This is a genomic window from Noviluteimonas lactosilytica (assembly GCF_020866925.1).
Lineage (GTDB): Bacteria > Pseudomonadota > Gammaproteobacteria > Xanthomonadales > Xanthomonadaceae > Noviluteimonas > Noviluteimonas lactosilytica.
In genome coordinates this window covers 123,779-138,965 of record NZ_JAJGAK010000003.1, presented here as the reverse complement: position 1 = coordinate 138,965, position 15,187 = coordinate 123,779, and the positions used below count along the sequence as shown (strand labels likewise).

11 protein-coding genes are annotated in these 15,187 nt (G+C 66.4%); 8 read left to right on the top strand and 3 right to left on the bottom strand.

Annotated features, from left to right (window positions below; genetic code table 11):
* Positions 1–40 precede the first annotated feature (40 nt).
* Genes rfbB through rfbD form a run of 4 tightly spaced genes read left to right on the top strand, consistent with a single transcriptional unit; the run spans position 41 to position 3,433 of the window.
* Positions 41–1,096, top strand: a complete 1,056-nt coding sequence (gene rfbB, locus LK996_RS12560; RefSeq protein WP_230527701.1) for a dTDP-glucose 4,6-dehydratase — start codon at positions 41–43, stop codon at positions 1,094–1,096.
* Positions 1,093–1,986 (top strand): glucose-1-phosphate thymidylyltransferase RfbA, encoded by an 894-nt coding sequence (gene rfbA / locus LK996_RS12555; RefSeq protein ID WP_230527700.1) that lies wholly within the window; start codon positions 1,093–1,095, stop codon positions 1,984–1,986. Before rfbB ends, rfbA begins: the two co-directional genes overlap by 4 nt.
* Positions 1,983–2,543, top strand: coding sequence for a dTDP-4-dehydrorhamnose 3,5-epimerase (gene rfbC / locus LK996_RS12550; RefSeq protein ID WP_230527699.1), 561 nt, complete (start codon positions 1,983–1,985; stop codon positions 2,541–2,543). The genes rfbA and rfbC overlap by 4 nt, the downstream gene beginning before the upstream one ends.
* A complete protein-coding gene (gene rfbD, locus LK996_RS12545) occupies positions 2,540–3,433 on the top strand; it encodes a dTDP-4-dehydrorhamnose reductase (RefSeq protein ID WP_230527698.1) in 894 nt (297 codons plus the stop codon). The genes rfbC and rfbD overlap by 4 nt, the downstream gene beginning before the upstream one ends.
* A gap of 36 nt (positions 3,434–3,469) precedes the next feature.
* Here rfbD and LK996_RS12540 read toward each other — a convergent pair whose 3' ends face one another.
* The gene (locus LK996_RS12540) at positions 3,470–5,203 is read right to left on the bottom strand and encodes a peptide MFS transporter (RefSeq protein WP_230527697.1); all 1,734 of its coding nucleotides are present in this window, start codon (positions 5,201–5,203) and stop codon (positions 3,470–3,472) included.
* Positions 5,204–5,359: 156 nt separating this feature from the next.
* On the opposite strand from LK996_RS12540, the gene LK996_RS12535 reads away from it, so the two are divergent.
* The 3 genes from LK996_RS12535 to LK996_RS12525 all read left to right on the top strand — a co-directional run bounded on the left by LK996_RS12535 (position 5,360) and on the right by LK996_RS12525 (position 12,721).
* Complete coding sequence (locus tag LK996_RS12535) at positions 5,360–7,300, top strand: OPT family oligopeptide transporter (protein ID WP_230527696.1); 1,941 nt, start codon at positions 5,360–5,362, stop codon at positions 7,298–7,300.
* Between the two features lie 26 nt (positions 7,301–7,326).
* On the top strand, positions 7,327–9,405 hold the full coding sequence (locus LK996_RS12530; RefSeq protein ID WP_230527695.1) for an alpha/beta hydrolase family protein: 2,079 nt from the start codon (positions 7,327–7,329) through the stop codon (positions 9,403–9,405).
* Between the two features lie 136 nt (positions 9,406–9,541).
* Positions 9,542–12,721 (top strand): autotransporter family protein, encoded by a 3,180-nt coding sequence (locus tag LK996_RS12525; protein WP_230527694.1) that lies wholly within the window; start codon positions 9,542–9,544, stop codon positions 12,719–12,721.
* Positions 12,722–12,798: 77 nt separating this feature from the next.
* Here the strand turns inward: LK996_RS12525 and LK996_RS12520 are convergent, their stop codons facing one another.
* Positions 12,799–13,686, bottom strand: a complete 888-nt coding sequence (locus LK996_RS12520) for a hypothetical protein (protein ID WP_230527693.1) — start codon at positions 13,684–13,686, stop codon at positions 12,799–12,801.
* 200 nt (positions 13,687–13,886) lie between these two features.
* Positions 13,887–14,786: a hypothetical protein gene (locus LK996_RS12515; protein ID WP_230527692.1), complete on the bottom strand. Its 900-nt coding sequence runs from the start codon at positions 14,784–14,786 to the stop codon at positions 13,887–13,889.
* Positions 14,787–14,989: 203 nt separating this feature from the next.
* On the opposite strand from LK996_RS12515, the gene LK996_RS12510 reads away from it, so the two are divergent.
* A complete protein-coding gene (locus tag LK996_RS12510; protein ID WP_230527691.1) occupies positions 14,990–15,178 on the top strand; it encodes a hypothetical protein in 189 nt (62 codons plus the stop codon).
* Positions 15,179–15,187: the final 9 nt, after the last annotated feature.

Sequence of the window (15,187 nt, the reverse complement as noted above, 5' to 3'; positions counted from 1 at the left end):
GAGCAGGGGCGGCGACACGCAAGGCACTGGAGGCTGTGCTGTGACGACCTGGTTGGTGACCGGCGGCGCCGGTTTCATCGGCGGTAACTTCGTTCTGGACGCGGTTCGCCGCGGCATCCGCATCGTGAACCTCGATGCGCTCACTTACGCGGGCAACCGCGACACGCTCGCGCCGCTCGACGGCAATCCGGACCACGTGTTCGTGCATGGCGACATCGGCGATCGCACGCTGGTCGATCGCCTGCTGCGCGAACACCGGCCCGACGCGATCGTCAACTTCGCCGCCGAGAGCCATGTCGATCGCTCGATCGACGGCCCGGCCGCGTTCGTGCAGACCAACGTCGTCGGCACGCTCGCGTTGCTCGAATCGGCACGCGATTACTGGAAGCCGCTCGAAGGCGACGCGCGCGACGCGTTCCGCTTCCTGCACGTCTCCACCGACGAGGTCTACGGCTCGCTCGGCGACACGGGCAAGTTCACCGAGTCGACGCCGTTCGCGCCCAACTCGCCGTACTCCGCATCGAAGGCCGCGTCCGACCATCTCGTGCGCGCCTTCCACCACACCTACGGCCTGCCGGTCCTCACAACCAACTGCTCGAACAACTACGGCCCGTACCAGTTCCCCGAGAAGCTCATCCCGCTGATCATCGCGCGCGCCCTCGCGGGCGAACCGCTGCCGGTCTACGGCGACGGCAAGAACGTGCGCGATTGGTTGTACGTCGGCGACCACTGCGCCGCGATCCGCGCGGTGCTCGAAGGCGGCCGCGTCGGCGAAACCTACAACGTCGGCGGCGACGCCGAACGCCAGAACATCGACGTCGTGCGCACGATCTGCGCGTTGCTCGACGATCGCCGACCGCGTGCGGACGGCGTCAGGCGCGAAACGCAGATCACCTTTGTCGCCGACCGCCCGGGCCACGATCGCCGCTATGCGATCGACGCGTCCAAGCTCAAGCGCGAACTCGGCTGGTCGCCCGAACACACGTTCGAGCAGGGCATCGCCGACACCGTCGAGTGGTATCTCGCGAACCAGGACTGGGTGCGCCGCGTGACCGACGGCAGCTATCGCCTCGAGCGCATCGGGACCGCCGCATGACGCAGACCGCACGCAAGGGCATCGTCCTCGCCGGCGGATCGGGCACGCGCCTGTATCCGATCACCAAGGCGATCAGCAAGCAGCTGCTGCCGGTCTACGACAAGCCGATGATCTATTACCCGCTGAGCGTGCTGATGCTCGCCGGGATCCGCGAAGTGCTGATCATCAACACGCCGCACGAGCAGGCGCTGTTCAAGAGCCTGATCGGCGACGGTTCGCAGTGGGGCATGAAGATCGAATACGCGGTGCAGCCGAGTCCCGACGGCCTCGCGCAGGCGTACCTGATCGGCGAAGACTTCATCGACGGCAAGCCGAGCTGCCTCGTCCTCGGCGACAACATCTTCTACGGCCACGGCCTCACCGAGTTGCTGCAGCGCGCCGACGCGCGCACCGACGACGCCACCGTGTTCGGCTACTGGGTGCGCGATCCGGAACGCTACGGCGTGGCCGAATTCGATGCGGGCGGCCGCGTCGTCGGCATCGAGGAAAAACCCGCGAACCCGCGTTCGAACTACGCCGTCACCGGCCTGTATTTCTACGACGGCCACGCGAGCGAATACGCCGCGAAGCTCAAGCCCTCTGCGCGCGGCGAACTCGAGATCACCGACCTCAACCGCGCCTACCTCGAACAGGGCCGCCTGCACCTGGAGAAACTCGGCCGCGGTTACGCCTGGCTCGACACCGGCACGCACGAATCGCTGGTCGAAGCCTCGACGTACATCGAGACGATCGAAAAGCGCCAGGGCCTGCGCGTCTGCTGCCCGGAAGAGATCGCTTACTTCAACAAGTGGATCGATCGCGACCAGCTCGAAGCGCTCGCGCGTCCGCTCGCGAAGAACGGCTACGGCCAGTACTTGCTCAGCCTCCTCGAACACGGGCGCGTCGAATGAAAGTCGTCGAGACCGGATTGCCCGGCTGCGTGGTGATCGAGCCCGCGGTGTGGGGCGATGCGCGTGGTTTCTTCTACGAAGCGTGGAATGCCGATCGCTTCGGCCCGCTCGGCCTGCCGACGCAGTTCGTGCAGAGCAACGTGTCTTCGTCGACGCGCGGCGTGCTGCGCGGCCTGCATTACCAGTGGCCCAATCCGCAGGGCAAGCTGGTGAGCGTGCTCGAAGGCGAGGTGTACGACGTCGCCGTCGACATCCGGCGCGGCTCGCCGACGTTCGGCAAGTCCGCGGCGGTCGTGCTCAGCGCCGACAACAAGCGCCACTTCTGGATCCCGGAAGGCTTCGCGCACGGTTTCGCGGTGCTGTCCGATCGCGCGGTCTTCAGTTACCTGTGCACCGCCGGGTACGACAAGGCGGCGGATGCGGGCATTCGCTGGAACGACGCGAAACTGGCGATCGATTGGCCGATCGGCCATCCGTCGTTGTCGGAGAAGGACGAGAACGCGCCGTTCCTCGCCGACGTCCCAGCCGATCGCCTGCCGGTCTACGCCGCGCCATGAAGCTGTTGCTGCTCGGCGGTAAAGGGCAGCTCGGCCGGCGATTGCGCGAGACGCTCGCGCCGCTGGGCGACGTCGTCGCGACGACGCTCGACGGCACGTTGGCCGACGGCAGCGCATGCGAAGCGCTCGACGTGACCGACCTCGATGCGATCGACGCGCTCGTCGAACGCATCGCGCCCGACTTCGTCGTCAACGCCACCGCGCACACCGCCGTCGACAAGGCCGAATCCGAACCGGACCTCGCGCACCGCATCAACGCCCAGGCACCTGCACGCCTCGCGGCCGCGTGCGCGCGCCACGACGCCATGCTGGTGCATTACTCGACCGACTACGTGTTCGACGGGCAGGGCAAGCGCCCCTATCGCGAAGAAGACCCGACCGCGCCGCTCGGCGTCTACGGCCGCAGCAAGCGCGCCGGCGAACAGGCGGTGCTCGACGCGGGCGAGCGTTACATGATCTTCCGCACGGCGTGGGTGTACGACGTGCACGGACACAACTTCCTGCGCACGATGCTGCGCGTCGGCGCCGAGCGCGACGAGTTGCGCGTCGTCGACGACCAGGTCGGCACGCCGACGCCGGCGTGGTTGCTGGCCGACGTCACCGCGCAATTGTTGCGTCGCCCCGAACAACGCACCGGCCTGTGGCACCTGACGGCGACGGGGCAGACGAGCTGGCACGGGTTCGCGACCGCGATCTTCGAAGACGCGGTCGCGCGTGGGTTGCTGGCGAAGGCGCCGCGTGTCGTGGCGATTCCTTCGTCGGAATATCCGACGCCAGCCGCGCGTCCGGGTTATTCGGTGCTCGACACCAGCGCGATCCGGGGCGACTTCGATATCGCGCTTCCCGATTGGCGCAAGGCGCTCGACGAAACACTGGATCGCATGACCTGATTCGTGCGAAGGGGATACAACGCCCCTCGCACTGCATCACTTCACCCCGTGCATCCACTTCTTCAGCAGTGGCGTCAGCACGAGGAACACCAGCGACGCCGCGATCCCGATCCACAGCATCAGCTGGAACAACCCCGCGTACTTCGATGCCGCATCGATCACGTCGATCGCGCCGCCTTCCGGGATCTCGATCGACGCGAGCTTCCCGAACGTCGCAGCCAGCACTTCCGAATACGCCGTCGCGAGCCAGAAGCCGCCCATCATCAGCCCGACGACCTGCGCGACCGACAACTGCGTCACCGCCGACAAACCGATCGGCGACAGGCACATCTCGCCGACCTCGAGCAGGAAGTACGCGAGCACCAGCCACCACACCGTCGCCATCGCACCGGGCCCGACCGATTGCGCCGCCGCAAGGAGCGGCAGGAACGCCAGCGCCGCGAACAACAAGCCGATCGCGCTCTTCGCAGGCTTGCTCGGATTCCAGCCGCGCGCTTCCAGCCACGGCCACAACCACGCGAAGAACGGCGAGAGCAGCACGACGAAGAACGACCCCAGGAACGTCAGCGAGCCCGCGGTCTGCGGCACCAGCACGACGTCGCGGAAACACGCGATCGCCATCGCCACCACCCACACGCCGACCAGCATGCGCGCGAATGCGAGCCTGCCCGCATCGCTCGCCTTCAGCGCCATCACGATCAGGATCGGCGAGCCCGCCATCAACCACACCGACCACGGCAACGTGCCGCTCGCATCGCTCACCAGCGACGGGAACATGTCCTTCGTCATCAGGCGGTCGGTGAACGTGAGCCACGACCCGTAGGTCTGCTCGTACAGGGTGAAGAACACCAGCACGCCGAGGATCAGCACGATCAGCGCGAGCATCTGCCTGCGCTGCACCGGCGTGCAGCGGAACGCGAGGTACCAGGCGAACCACGCGAAGAACCCGACCGCCACGATGTGCATCGCCGAGTGCACCGTGCCCGTGCTCTGGATCAGCTGCCAGATCACCGCGACGCCCGCGAACGCGCACACGTAGATCCACCACTCGCGCGCCAGCCCCGCCACGCGCTCGCGCAGCTTCGCCGGATCGCGCGGCTCCGCGTGTCCGTGCAAATACTTCTGCCCCCACAGGAACATCGCCAGCCCCGCGAGCATGCCGATGCCCGCCGCGCCGAAGCCGTACCGCCACCCGTAGGTCTCGCCGAGGAACGCGCAGATCAACCCGGCGAACAACCCGCCGACGTTGATGCCCGCATAGAAGAGGGTGAAACCCGAATCTCGGCGCGGATCGTCTTCCGCGTACAACTTGCCGACGATGGTGGAGATGTTCGGCTTGAGGAAGCCGACGCCCATGATGATCAGCGCGAGCGAGAGATAGAACACCTGCAGCGCGCCTTCGTCGCGCACCATCTGGCCGTCGACCATGTGCGCTTCGTGGCCTTCGACCGCCATGCCCAGGTGCCCCAGGCACAACAACACGCCGCCGAGCACCACCGCCTTGCGCATGCCGAGCCAGCGGTCCGCGACCAGGCCGCCGATCACCGGCACCGCGTAGACCAGCCCGCCGTATGCGCCGATGAGGTCGTACCCCGCGTCGTCGCCGAACCCGTGATGCTTCAGGAGATAGAGCAGCAGCAGCGCCTTCATCCCGTAGAAGGAGAAGCGCTCCCACATCTCGGTGAAGAAGCAGACGAAGACGCCCTTCGGGTGGCCGAGGAAGTCCTCGCTGCGGGGGATGTCGGTGTAATCGGTGACGGTCGACGCCATCGCGCTGGTATCCCCCAAGGCCCGGACAGGCGCCCGGAGTATAGGGGCGTGCGCCCCCCGGCCCGCGCGCGATGCCGATTCGCTCGACTTCGTGCTGGACGAGCGGGCCGCCTGTCCCTTAATTTCGGCCCTTTCGTGCCCCAGGGGACCGCTTCGATGAACAAGCCTGCGGCGGTGCCGCAATTGACCTTCCGCGCCGTGGTGCTGGCGATCGTGCTGGCGATGATCCTCGCCGCGGCGAATGCCTATCTCGGCCTGTTCGCCGGCCTCACCATCGCGACCGCGATTCCCGCGGCGGTGGTGTCGATGGGTGTGCTGCGCCTGCTCGGCGGCGGCACGATCCTGGAGAACAACATCGTGCAGACCGGCGCGTCGGCCGGTTCGTCGATTGCCGCGGGCGTGATCTTCACCATTCCCGCGCTGATCATCCTGGGCTACTGGGACGACTTCAAATATTCGTGGGTGCTCGCGATCGCGGGCCTCGGCGGCCTGCTCGGCGTGTTGTTCTCGGTGCCGCTGCGCCGTTCGATGATCGTCGAAGAGCCGCTGCCGTTCCCCGAAGGCAAGGCCGCGGCGGAAGTGTTGAAGGCGGGCGAGAACCCGGGCCCTGGCCTGAAGATCCTCGGCATCTCGGCGGTGATCGGCGGCGTGGTGAAAGCCGCGGCCGCGAGCGGCTTCCGCATCATCCCCGACACGTGGGCCGAAGCCGGCTTCCTCGGCAAGTACCTCGGCTACATCGGCACCAATCTCTCGCCCGCGCTGCTCGGCGTCGGTTACATCGTCGGCCTCAACATCGGCATCGTCGTGTTGTCCGGCAGCATCCTGTCGTGGCACATCGGCATTCCGCTGTATCACTCCTTCTTCCTCGACAGCGACCCGGCGGTCGCCGCGGCCGTTGCCGGCGCGAGCGCGGAAGACGCGGCGTTCGCGATCTGGGGCGCGAAGATCCGTTACCTCGGCGTCGGCGCGATGCTGATCGGCGGCGTGTGGACGCTGTTCTCGCTGCGCAAGTCGCTCGCTTCCGGCATCAAGTCGGGCATCGCGGCCGCGCGCAAGGGCGCGGGCGACGTCGTCGCGGAAACCGATCGCGACCTGCCGATGAAGTGGATGCTCGTCGCGCTCGTGCTGTTCGTGCTGCCGCTGCTCGCGCTGTACCAGGCGATCGTGCACCAGTGGGGCGTCAGCATTCCGATGGCGATCATCATGATCGTCGCCGGCTTCCTGTTCGTGTCGGTGTCTGCGTACCTCGCGGGCCTGGTCGGTTCGTCGAACAACCCGGTGTCCGGCATCACCATCGCGACGATCCTGTTCGCGTCCGCGGTGCTGTGGGTGCTGCTCGGCGGCGATTCGCCGATCGGCGCGGTCGCCGCGATCATGATCGGTGCGGTCGTGTGCTGCGCGGCCGCGGTGGGCGGCGACAACCTGCAAGACCTCAAGGCCGGCTACATCGTCGGCGCGACGCCGTGGAAGCAGCAGCTGATGCTCGGCATCGGTGCGTTCTCGTGCGCGCTGATCATGGCGCCGGTGCTCAACCTGCTCGCGACCGCGTACGGCATCGGTGCGCCGACGCCGGAACATCCGCAATCGCTCGCCGCGCCGCAGGCCACGCTGATGGCGTCGGTCGCGAAGGGCATGTTCGGCGGCGAATTGCCGTGGGGCATCATCGGCATCGGTGCCGGCGTGGGCGCGCTGATCATCGCGTTCGACGAGTGGTTGAAGAAGCGCGGCGCGCATTTCCGCGTGCCGGTGCTCGCAGCGGCGATCGGCATCTACCTGCCGCTCGAACTGATGGTGCCGATCTTCCTCGGCGGCCTGCTCGCGCACTTCGTCGAGCGCAAGCACGGTGTGCGCGCGGACGACCACGATGCGAAGGACCTGATCCATCGCCCCGGCACGCTGTTCGCGGCCGGCCTGATCACCGGCGAAGCGCTGATGGGCATCCTGATCGCGATCCCGATCGTGATCTCCGAGCGCGGCGACGTGCTCGCGGCGCCGGCCGGCATGCAGCTCGGCCAGTGGTTCGGCCTCGCGGTGCTCGCCGTCGTCGCCTGGTTCCTCTATCGCACGAGCGCGCGCGCCAAGCCGGGCTCGGTCTGATTCGTCTTTTCCTGGAGTCGTCTGTCATGAAGTTCGCCCATTCCCTTCTCGCGCTCGCGTTGCTCGCGGCGCTGCCGGTCGCTGCGCACGCGGAGCGTGGCTTCGAGGTTCGCGATCTCGCGAAGCTCGATCGCGTCTCGTCGCCGATCCTGTCGCCCGACGGCCGCAAGCTCGTGTTCGCCAAGCGCGTCGTCGACTTCGACGCCAACAAGTCGTCGACCGCGCTGTGGGTCGAAGACCTGTTCGCGCGCGACGCCGCGCCGCCGGTGCGCCTCACGCCGGAAGGCTGGAACGTCAACTCGCCGGAGTTCGCGAACGACGGCGCGAACGTGTACTTCCTCAGCGCGAAGTCCGGTTCGATGCAGCTCTATTCGATCCCGCTGGCGGGCGGTGCGCCGGTGCAGCTCACCGACATCGCCGGCGACGTCGGCGCGTTCCGCATCTCGCCCGACGGCAAGTCGGTCGCGCTCGGGATCGACGTGTACCCGGAGTGCAAGGCCGACTTCCAGTGCGGCATGAAGCTCGACAAGGAGAAGCAGGACCGCAAGGCGACGGGCAAGGTGTTCGATCGCATGTTCATCCGCCACTGGGATGCCTGGAACGAAGGCAAGCTCAATCGCGTGTTCGTCGCCGCGCTGCCGAACGGCGGCGCGAAGATCGCGCAGGCCACGCTCGTCGGCGGCGACGTGATCGGCGATGTGCCGTCGAAGCCGTTCGGCGATGCGAGCGAGTTCGAGTGGGCGCCCGATGGCAAGTCGCTCGTGCTCTCCGCGCGCAAGGCCGATCGCGAAGAACCGTGGTCGACCAACTTCGACCTGTTCCTCGTGCAGGCCGACGGCAAGGGCACGGCGAAGAACCTCACCGCGTCGAACCCCGCGTGGGACACCGGCCCGGTGTTCAACGCCGACGGCAGCAAGCTGTTCTATCGCGCGATGAAGCGCCCCGGCTTCGAAGCCGACCGCTTCGCGCTGATGGAAATGGACATGGCGACCGGCAAGTCGCGCGAGATCGCGCCGAACTGGGACGTCTCGGCCAACGGCATCGCGCTGTCGGAAGACGGCAAGTCGATCTACACGACCGCGCAGACGCTCGGCCAGGATCCGCTGTACACGGTGGACATCGCGACCGGCGAAACGAAGACGATCGTGCCCGACGGTTCGGTCGGCGGCGTCGCGCTCGCGGGTCCGACGCTCGTCTACACGCGCAACACGTTGCAGACCGGCGACCAGATCTTCGCCGCGCAACTCGACGGCACGACCCCGCGCGCGATCACGAAGTCGGCCGGCGAAACGCTGCCCGACGTGAAGTTCGGCGATGCGCAGCAGTTCAAGTTCGCCGGCTGGAACGGCGAGACGGTGCACGGCTACGTCGTGAAGCCGTGGAATTACGAAGCGGGCAAGAAGTACCCCGTCGCGTTCCTCATCCACGGCGGCCCGCAGGGCAGCTTCGGCAACGGCTGGAGCTATCGCTGGAATCCGCAGACGTATGCGGGCCAGGGCTACGCTGTGGTGATGATCGACTTCCACGGCTCGACCGGTTACGGCCAGGCCTTCACCGATGCGATCAGCGAGCACTGGGGCGACCGCCCGCTCGAAGACCTGCAGAAGGGTTGGGCCGCGGCGCAGCAGCAGTTCGACTTCCTCGACGGCGACAAGGCGTGCGCGCTCGGCGCGTCGTACGGCGGCTTCATGGTCAACTGGATCGCCGGCAACTGGAACGGACCGTGGAAGTGCCTCGTCTCGCACGACGGCGTGTTCGACCAGCGCATGATGGGTTACGCGACCGAAGAACTGTGGTTCAGCGAGTGGGAGAACGGCGGCACGCCGTTCGACAAGCCGGAGAACTACGAGCGCTTCAACCCGGTGAACCACACGAAGAACTGGAAGACCCCGATCCTCGTCGTGCACGGCCAGCAGGACTTCCGCATCCCGGTGGAGCAGGGCATCGGCGCGTTCACCGCGGCGCAGCGCCAGGGCATCGAGTCGAAGTTCCTGTACTTCCCCGACGAAAACCACTGGGTGCTCAAGCCGCAGAACAGCGTGCTGTGGCACGACACGGTCAACGGCTGGCTGAAGCAGTACATCGGCAGCGACGCCAAGCGCTGATGAAGCGTTGACCTCGCGCTGATTAAGCATCGATCGCAACACGGAGCAGACCGACACCCGGTCTGCTCCGGACGTTTCCGTCTACCTCCAACCTCCGACCACCCGCACCCTCCGCGGTTTTGGAAGGAGTGTCGGAATGGCGATTCGAAAGCGAGGGCGCACGCCGCTGGCGTGCGCGGTGTGGTTGGGGTTGTTTGCTGCGCCGCAGGTGATGGCGCAGACATGGTGGGTGACCGGCGGAACGACCTCGACGGTCGACGGGCAGACCTACGACAGCGGCATCGTGGCGAATATCGACGGCGCGGCTGTGCGCGTGGAGAACGCCGGCAGCAAGGCGGTCGGCACGAACATCACGGTGAAGACGGGCGGCGAGAATGCGCCCGGCATCTACGCGGGTTCGGATGGTGAAGTGGATCTGACGGACTTCACCGTCACGACGACGGCAGATTCCGCGCGCGGCATCGTTGTCAGTTCCTCCAAGGCGGCGCTGCGCAATGGCAGCGTGTCGACGGATGGACTGATCGCAACCGGCATCGATGTTGCGACGTCCGCCAACGCCACGATCGACAACGTGGACATCACCGCGCAACGCGCGACGGCGGTTCGCGTCGCCACGAATTCCATACTCGCGATTTCGAATGGCGCACTGACCGGCACGACCGCGCTCCTGGTGGAGAACGGAGGCGCGGACGTCACTGCGACGAACCTCGACCTCGTGGCGTCGACCGCGAATGGCGTGCGTGCACACAACACTGCCCGCGCCACGCTGTCTGGCGGCACCGTCACGGCGCAGGGTGCGAGCGGCGTCGGCCTGAGCGCAGCGACTGGCGCGAACATCGTCGCGAAAGACGGCATCGCAGTGACCACGCGCGGCGGTGCAGCGGCGAATGCGGCATCGGGCGCATCGATCACCCTCGACGACGCGACGCTGCGCACGACGGAAGGTGGCGCGGGCATTCTCGCCGACGGAGCCGGCACGATCGTCAATGCGACTGCGGTGACGATCGAAGCCAACGGTGTGGGCGTGCAGGCTGTCGAAGGCTCGCAGGTCACGCTCGTCGACGCCGATGTCGCTTCGCAGCAACAAGCGTTGATCGTGAATACAGGGTCGCGTGCGACCGCGACGAACACGAATATCCATAGCGACACCAAGGTTGCGATCAGTATCGACAATTCGTCAGTCGAACTGGCAGGTGGCACCGCCGTGAGTTCTGCGGGTGGCCATGCTGTCCAGATTCTCGAAGGCTCCCTGGACGTTGACGACGCAACTCTGCAGGCTACGCAGACAGGCGATGCCTTGGTCGTCTCCGGCGCAACGGCCAGTGTGTCGAACGCAAGGCTCGAATCCGCGGCGCGATATGGCGTGCGAATCCTTGCCGGGCACTCAGGAACTGGACCGGCAACCGTCTCGTTGACCGACGTCGATGTGGAGGCAGGTGGTAGCGCGATTTACATGAATGCCATCCATGCTCGTGATGGGCACGCAGTTGTTTCCGGCGGCACGCTTCGCGCGACGAATGCAACGGTACTGGTCGACACGCAGTTTGCCGATGCGGCCCTCAACAGGCTGACGTTGTCGAATGGTGCGCAGCTGCACAGCGACAGCGGTTTGCTGATCGATGTGAACGACAACGCACGGCTGGCAGCCGTTCTGGACGCTGTAGACCTCACAGGCAATCTGCGAGCGAACGGAAGCGGAGCACTCGACGTCGCGTTTCGTAATTTGGGGTCGCTTCGCGGCAACGTCGAGAACGGTGGCGCGTTCGATCTTGGCGCCGGGACCATGTGGACGCTGCCTGGCGATTCGAATGTCGCTTCCCTGATCCACGGCGGCACCATCGCGTTCACCGATCCTGCTGCATTCCGTACACTCACCGTACGCGGCGACTACACCGGCACCGGCGGCTTGATCGCATTGAACACGCAGCTCGCCGACGATGTCGCGGGCTCGGATCGCCTGCATGTGATCGGCGACACGAGCGGTTCGACGCAACTCGCCGTCACGAATCGCGGCGGTGCGGGTGCGTTGACCAATGCGGATGGCATTCGCGTCGTGCAGGTCGATGGCGCGTCGGATGGCACGTTCGCGCTCACCGGTCGCGTCGTCGGTGGTGCATACGACTATCTGCTGCACCAGGGCGGCGTCGCCGATCCGAGCGACGGTGATTGGTATCTGCGATCGGAGCTGACACCGCCTCCGCCACCTCCGCCCCCGCCACCGCCGCCGCCTCCGATCGATCCGCCACCAGTCGATCCGCCGCCGGTCGATCCGCCGCCGGTCGATCCGCCGCCGGTCGATCCGCCGCCGGTCGATCCGCCGCCGACCGATCCTCCGCCGACCGATCCGCCGCCGACGGAACCGCCGCCGCACGTCGATCCGATCAGGCTCCCGCATGCGCCGGTCTTCCGTCCGGAAGTCGGTGCGTATCTCGCGAACCAGCAGGCCGCGCAGACGGTGTTCCGCCAGCGTCGCGACGATCGTGGTGCGACGCGCGTCGGCGGCATCGAGCGCACCGCGTGGGTGCGTGCGTTGCACAACGATCATCGCGGCATTACCGGCGGTGCGCAGATCGAAACCGAGGCGCAGGCCAACGGGCTCGAGATCGGTAGCCAGTTCGGTGCGTGGGAGGTCGGCGAGGGACTCGTGTCCATCGGTGCTTCGCTCGGCCGCGCGGACATCGGCACGCGCGAGGTGTCGAACGCGACGCGTTACTTCGCGTTCGGCGACGTGCGCGGCGATGCGGTGACTGCGTTCGCCACGTGGCTCGGCAATGCGAACAGTCCGCACGGTCTGTCGCTCGACGTGTGGATGCAGCGCGCCGACTTCGAGATGGAAGTGCGTGGGCAGGGCCTGGCGATCGAACGCTACGACGCGCGTGCGACGTCGGTGTCGCTCGAAACCGGCTATGCGTTCCAGGTCGTCGGCATGGCCGATCGCGCGCTTTACTTCGAGCCGCAGTTCCAGGTCGTGCACACCGACTACGACATGGACGCGCATGTCGAAGCCAACGGCACCGTCGTGCGTTCGGCGGCCGATGGCGGGCTCGCGGGTCGCGCGGCGCTGCGCTTGTTCGGCGACATCGTCGGCATGCGGCCGTTCCTCGAGATCGGTGCGCGCTACAACGACACGCGCCAGGCGATCGCGTTCGACGGCGTTGCGCTGGATCTCGATCTCGCGCCCGTCGTGTACGAAACCACCGGCGGCCTCAGCGTCGAGTTCGGCGAAGGCTGGCGTGCGTGGGGCAGCGTGAGCGGGCGTCGTGCGGATACGACACGCGAAGTCGAAGGGCAGTTCGGCGTCGGATATCGCTGGTAAATCGGGATCGATCACGTCGATGAAAAACAGCAGGCCCCGCGAAAGCGGGGCCTGTTGCGTTGCAGCCGCAGCGGATCTCAGTACGGCGTGTAGAACGTGCGCGGACATCCCGTCGGCGTGGTCGGCACGATGAGTGCGCCGTTGTTCAACGCATCCAGCGCGTTCTTCAACTCTTCCTGCCCGGCGCGGTTCGGATCGCCGGCGAGCGTGAGTCCATCCGCGGCGAGCGCGGCGTCCGCGGCATCCAGGAGCGCACCGATCGTGCTGCCCGCCGGGATATAGAACGCGTTCGGATTGACGAAGTTGGCTTCGACATTGAGCGTCATCGCGGCAAGGTGCACCGACAGCATGTACGCCATGTTGGTGGCGTTGCCGTTGAGCAGCCAAGTGTCGAACTCCGCGTATGTCGTCGGATCGAACGGATTGCCTGCGCCATCGACGAGGTTGAGGCTGCTCAGTAGCGCGAGTTCCGGCGCCGCACCGGTGGCGCCGTCGTTGATCCGCGCTTCGCCATTCGGGTTGCTCCAGAACCCCGGCGTCCTGCCGCCGCTCGGCTTCTTGCAGTAGTTGCCGAACTTGATCGTCTTGGTCTGGTACGAACCGACGTACAGGGTCACCGGATTGAGGATCGTGCCATTGGAGCGCGGCGCGCTCTGGAACCAGTTCGTTTCGATCGGCACGCCTTCGAGCACCGAATACGTGCCCGGCGTCAGGTTCGCGAACGTGGTGACACCCGCCACGGTGAGTTGCGTCGTGCCCGGCGGCGTGAGCGTCATCGGCCAGTTCGAGAGCGACGGTTCGGTGATCTGCCAGATGCCGTCAGCGTTCCTGTCGTACCACTTCTTGACGATGATCTTGCCGGGATACGGTTCGGTCGCGACGGCGGCGCCGGCAACGGAGACGAGTGTCGCGGCCAACAGCGCCGTCGTCAGCGTGCGGCGCGTGATCTTCGAGCGGATATCCATGTGTCACCTCTTCGGGGGAGTGTTGCGTTTGGTATGTGCGGGAACGCAACGGTGCCAACGCAGCTGTATTTCCGCAGCGGCCATTTTTTCTTGCTGCAGAGATTCATCAACACGAATGAATCGTGCGGACAAAAAAACAGGCCCCCGCTTTCGCGAGGGCCTGTAGTCCCGACGGGTGACGACCCGTGCGAGGTGCGCGGTCAGTAAGGAGCGAACGTGCGCGTGCAGGGCGTCGGATTCACCACGCCGGCGCCGTTGTTCAACGCGTCGAGGTAGTTCTTCAGGCGTTCCTGGTAAGCGCGCTGCGGATGGCCCGCCGGCGTGTACGGATTCGCGGCGAGTGACGCGTTGGCTGCGGCGATGAGCGCGTTGATCGAGCCGCCGAACGGTGCGTAGATCCGATTGCCGTTGACGAAGTTGGCTTCGACGTTGAGCCGCATCGCGGCCAGGTGCGAAGACAGCCTGTTCGCCATGTTGGTCGCGTCGCTGGCGAGCAGCCACGCGGCGAACTGCGGATGCGACACCGGATCGAACGCGCTGCCGTCCTTGTTCACCAGGTTGAGGCCGACCAGCAGGTTCAGCTCCGGCAACAGGCTGGACGGCGAGCCGTCGAGCATCGTCGCCAAGCCGTTCCTGTTGTGCCAGAAGCCCGGCGTGCGACCGCCGCTCGGCTTCGTGCAGTAGTTGCCGAAGGCGACGTGCGTCGTCTTGCCCGCAAGCACCTTGATGCCGGTGACCGGATTGACCGGCACGCCGTTGACGGTGGGCGCGGTCTGCTTCCAGTTGCCTTCCAGTGGCGTGCCTTCCTTCACCGTGTAATCGGTGCCGACCGGCACGTACGAGAACTGCGCGTATCCGAAGCTGTCGGTCTTGAGCGTGCCCAGCACGCCGAGCGACGCCGAACCGAGCGTCATCGGCCAATTGGACATGCGCACTTCCGTCGGCTCCTGGATGCCGTTGGCGTTGGCGTCGTAGAACTTCCTCGCGATGATCGTGCCCGTCGTGCAGATACAGGCGAAGGCCGTGCCGGACACCACCACGGCGGTGGCCAGCAATGCGATCTTCAAGGCCCTGCGCGGGCGATTCGAACGGACTTCCATGAGTGCACCTCGTTTCTGGGAATCGGACGCCTCCACGTCCGGCGGATCGACGCGCCCCTGCTCGCGGTCCGCACGGTGATCAACGGCTGAGTTCGGCAAGCTCGGCCATTGCCGAAAAACGATCTGCGGAAATGTTTTCCGCGTTTTCACGCGGCCTTGACGATCAGCGGCCGAGCTTGGCGCCCTGGCGAGGGGAGAGCGCGATGTACGAGATCGACCATGGGGGCGAGTTCAAGACGTACCGCGGCCCCGAGCGCCGCAAGAACGTCGAACGCAGGCAGGGCGAGGATCGTCGCGAAATGATTCGCTTCGAGCCCGACAAGGAAGATCGCCGCAGCGGCAAGGATCGGCGCAAGGCGCCGAGCTGGAATTCGAACACGTCGCGCAGCTGAGCTTCAGCA

Coding starts and splice junctions, on each gene's coding strand:
- LK996_RS12525 (WP_230527694.1), top strand. CDS start 9,542: ATGGCGATTCGAAAGCGAGGGCGCACGCCGCTGGCGTGCGCGGTGTGG.
- rfbC (WP_230527699.1), top strand. CDS start 1,983: ATGAAAGTCGTCGAGACCGGATTGCCCGGCTGCGTGGTGATCGAGCCC.
- rfbD (WP_230527698.1), top strand. CDS start 2,540: ATGAAGCTGTTGCTGCTCGGCGGTAAAGGGCAGCTCGGCCGGCGATTG.
- LK996_RS12535 (WP_230527696.1), top strand. CDS start 5,360: ATGAACAAGCCTGCGGCGGTGCCGCAATTGACCTTCCGCGCCGTGGTG.
- LK996_RS12515 (WP_230527692.1), bottom strand. CDS start 14,786: ATGGAAGTCCGTTCGAATCGCCCGCGCAGGGCCTTGAAGATCGCATTG.
- rfbA (WP_230527700.1), top strand. CDS start 1,093: ATGACGCAGACCGCACGCAAGGGCATCGTCCTCGCCGGCGGATCGGGC.
- LK996_RS12530 (WP_230527695.1), top strand. CDS start 7,327: ATGAAGTTCGCCCATTCCCTTCTCGCGCTCGCGTTGCTCGCGGCGCTG.
- LK996_RS12510 (WP_230527691.1), top strand. CDS start 14,990: ATGTACGAGATCGACCATGGGGGCGAGTTCAAGACGTACCGCGGCCCC.
- LK996_RS12540 (WP_230527697.1), bottom strand. CDS start 5,203: ATGGCGTCGACCGTCACCGATTACACCGACATCCCCCGCAGCGAGGAC.
- LK996_RS12520 (WP_230527693.1), bottom strand. CDS start 13,686: ATGGATATCCGCTCGAAGATCACGCGCCGCACGCTGACGACGGCGCTG.